The sequence below is a fragment of the Geofilum rubicundum JCM 15548 genome (assembly GCF_000974365.1).
GTDB classification, from domain to species: domain Bacteria; phylum Bacteroidota; class Bacteroidia; order Bacteroidales; family Marinilabiliaceae; genus Geofilum; species Geofilum rubicundum.
This window is the reverse complement of sequence record NZ_BAZW01000126.1, coordinates 1-3,122: the sequence shown is the minus strand read 5'-3', so window position 1 is coordinate 3,122 and position 3,122 is coordinate 1. Positions and strand designations below refer to the sequence as shown.

General features: G+C 47.6%; 5 protein-coding genes. 2 read left to right on the top strand and 3 right to left on the bottom strand.

Annotated features, from left to right (window positions below; genetic code table 11):
* The first annotated feature begins 106 nt into the window (after positions 1-106).
* Both JCM15548_RS20230 and JCM15548_RS24815 read left to right on the top strand, forming a co-directional pair.
* Positions 107-1,084 (top strand): FprA family A-type flavoprotein, encoded by a 978-nt coding sequence (locus JCM15548_RS20230; protein ID WP_227626075.1) that lies wholly within the window; start codon positions 107-109, stop codon positions 1,082-1,084.
* A gap of 14 nt (positions 1,085-1,098) precedes the next feature.
* The gene (locus tag JCM15548_RS24815; RefSeq protein ID WP_227626074.1) at positions 1,099-1,302 is read left to right on the top strand and encodes a hypothetical protein; all 204 of its coding nucleotides are present in this window, start codon (positions 1,099-1,101) and stop codon (positions 1,300-1,302) included.
* Between the two features lie 201 nt (positions 1,303-1,503).
* On the opposite strand, the gene JCM15548_RS20225 is transcribed toward JCM15548_RS24815, so the two are convergent.
* The 3 genes from JCM15548_RS20225 to JCM15548_RS20220 form a co-directional block, all read right to left on the bottom strand.
* Complete coding sequence (locus JCM15548_RS20225) at positions 1,504-2,019, bottom strand: DUF7935 family protein (protein WP_062129003.1); 516 nt, start codon at positions 2,017-2,019, stop codon at positions 1,504-1,506.
* A gap of 241 nt (positions 2,020-2,260) precedes the next feature.
* Complete coding sequence (locus tag JCM15548_RS25915; RefSeq protein WP_262487166.1) at positions 2,261-2,554, bottom strand: cell division ATP-binding protein FtsE; 294 nt, start codon at positions 2,552-2,554, stop codon at positions 2,261-2,263.
* The gene (locus tag JCM15548_RS20220) at positions 2,515-2,994 is read right to left on the bottom strand and encodes an ATP-binding cassette domain-containing protein (RefSeq protein ID WP_262487165.1); all 480 of its coding nucleotides are present in this window, start codon (positions 2,992-2,994) and stop codon (positions 2,515-2,517) included. The genes JCM15548_RS25915 and JCM15548_RS20220 overlap by 40 nt, the downstream gene beginning before the upstream one ends.
* Positions 2,995-3,122 lie beyond the last annotated feature (128 nt).

The window sequence follows — 3,122 nt, the reverse complement described above, 5'->3', positions numbered from 1 at the left end:
AACGATTTCGATAAATCGGATCGGTGCCTGCGGCTTGAGGTCCTGCGATGCGGGAAATGGGTTTTGAATAAATGTTAGTATTAAAGATATAATTGAAGATTGAATTATGTATCAACCAATTAATTTGACGGATAAGATTTTTTATGTGGGGGTGAATGATCGCCGTACGCATTTGTTTGAAAATTTGTGGCCTTTGGAAAGGGGTGTGGCCTATAACTCGTATGTGATCAACGACCACAAGGTGGCTTTGATTGATACGGTGGAGATTGGGCATGTGGATCAATTCCTGAAGAAGGTGCGTGCGGTGATTGGCGATAAGCCGATCGATTATTTGGTGATTAATCACATGGAGCCGGATCATGCCGGCTCTGTTCAAATATTGACGGAGCTGTACCCGGATATGCAGCTGGTGGGTAACAAGAAGACGATTCCGATGGTGGAGGGCTTCTTTGGTATCAATGACAAGGATAAGTTCATTGAAGTGGGAGAGGCCGATGTGCTGATGCTGGGTGAGAATACGCTGCAGTTTCATATGATTCCGATGGTGCACTGGCCGGAGACGATGGTGAGTTATGTGCAGGAGCAAAAATTGTTGTTTTCCGGGGATGCTTTTGGAAGTTTTGGAACGCTGGATGGCGGTGTTTTTGATGATGAGGTGGAGTTTGATTACTTCAAGGATGAGATGCGTCGCTACTATTCCAATATTGTAGGTAAATATGGCAATCCGGTACAAAAGGCGCTGGATAAGTTGTCGGGACTGGAGATTGAGATGATTGCGGCGACGCACGGTCCCATTATACGGACGCACATCGCTGAAATGCTGGAAATGTATGATGCCTGGAGCAAGTACGAGGCGGGCAATGGCGTGGTGATTGCCTACGCTTCGATGTACGGTCATACCGAGGAAATGGCGGAGGTTGTGGCGCGGGAGCTGGCTGTGCAGGGCGTGAAGGCCATTCGCATGTATGATGTCTCAAAGACGCATGCCTCCTATATTATTTCTGATATTTTTAAGTACAAGGGGGTTATTTTTGGCAGTCCCACCTACAGCAATGAATTACATCCGAGTCTGGAAGCCTCGTGACCAAGCTGGATCACATGGGTGTTCAGAAGCATTACCTGGGCATTTTTGGCAGTTTTACCTGGTCGGGGGCTGCGGTTAAAAAGCTGACGGCTTTTGCGGAATCGGTGAAGTGGGAAGTGGTAGGAGAGTCGGTAGAGGAGAAGCATGCGCTGAAGGCGGATAAGTATGAGGCTTGCCGACAGTTAGGTAAGGCGATGGCGGAGAAATTAAAAGGTTGATATAACAGGAATTCAGAAGCTGTTAAAATAAGGATAAATCTTATCTTAAACAGTTTCTTAATTAAGAAAAGCCCCTGAGTGTTCAGACACTCAGGGGTTTTTTGATGGGTTCATCCTTTGAATAAGGTTCATGCTCGTTGAATAAGGTTTGTCTCTTTGAATGAGCTGATCTTTTTCCGGAGGATGGACTTTGTTATAGCTTTACCCGCCGTAAAAATCGTTCATTTCCTTTTTAATGGTGGCAATGGCATCGTTGAAATAGAGGTTGAGGTCGCGCCCCATGTTTTCGATCAGAAAGCGGCCCAGTTCCAGGGCCGGTGCTTCGGGTTTGATGTTGTTGGCGGTGGTGTTGATGAGCCGTATCAAGCCCTCACGGGCTGCTTTGACTTTGTTCCAGGTGGCGGGACTGACATACAGTTGCATGGCCAGGTTGTGGTCGAACTCCTGACGTATCATTTTGAGGAGGTGCGACTGGAACTGCACGGAGGTCATTGTGTGACGCTGCTCACGCAAAACGAGCGACTCGGGATTGAGGCGCTCCAACAGCAAAATCAGCCGTTCGTAGGCCTGCATCCGCAAGCGCAACAATTCGGTGCTCTCCTTGACCCGGATCTCCTGCTGACGTCGCCGGTTCTCCTGCGTAATAAAAAGGTAAATCAATACCAACGCAAATACCATGGTGGCAATGGAAGGTAACAATATGGTCCATGTGTCCATTCTATTTCAATTTTTAAATTTCGTAAATAATAGCTGCTTCGCTACGTCCCGATTCTCGGTATTCCGCTGCGCTACACCTCTTGGCCTATCAATCCCGCCTTGCGGGTACCGATTCTCGGTATTCCACTTCGTTTCAACTCCTTGCTACGCTACGCCTCCCAACCTAATAACCTATCCACCCCATCAACCCTTCTTACCCATTCAACCCTTCCACCCCTTCCACCCCTTCCTCACCCTTCCTCTACAAAATCATCTGGTCAAAATCAATTTCTTCCTGGTGCTTTTCGCTCAGGCGCGTATCTTCACAGCGTATGGTGCGTCCGGGAAATTTCTTGATGAGGTTGTAGTTGTGGGTGGCCATGATGACGGTTTTGCCGTCTTTGCAAATCTGATGCAACAGCTTCATGAGTTCATCGGAGGTGTCGGGATCGAGGTTTCCGGTAGGCTCATCGGCCAGGATTAAATCGGGCTTGTTCAGAAGCGCTCTGGCGATGGCTATGCGCTGTTGCTCGCCGCCTGAAAGCTGGTGGGGCATTTTGTAGCCTTTGTGTACCATGTCGACTTCAGATAAAACTTCGCGGATGCGTGGTCCATTTCTACCTGGTTTTTCCAGCCGGTGGCTTTTAATACAAAGTGCAGGTTGTCATACACATTCCGGTCTATCAGCAACTGAAAATCCTGAAAGATGATGCCCATGCGTCTGCGTAGCCAGGGAATGTGTTTGGGTTTGATTTTTAGCAGGTCGAAGCCCACCACAAAACCGGCCCCTTCCCGCAGGGGGATTTCTCCGTAGAGGGTTTTTAAGAGACTGGATTTTCCGCTACCTACGCGACCAATCATGTAGGTGAATTCGCCGGGCTTAATCGTCAGGTTGACATCCCTGAGAATGATATGTTCTTGTTGTCGTATCAATGCATTTTCAATGGCAACGATGTGACCTGCATTATTGACCGTGGATACTTTTTCTTCCTTCATGATGTGCTTCTATTTTTTGCGCCCGAAAGGCTTTGTCGGCTTAATTCTTTTGGATGCCCTAAATAGGGCTTTTTTTTTGAATTTTCAAAGGGCAAAGGTTTTTTTCCTTATTAAAGGATGGGGTAAGA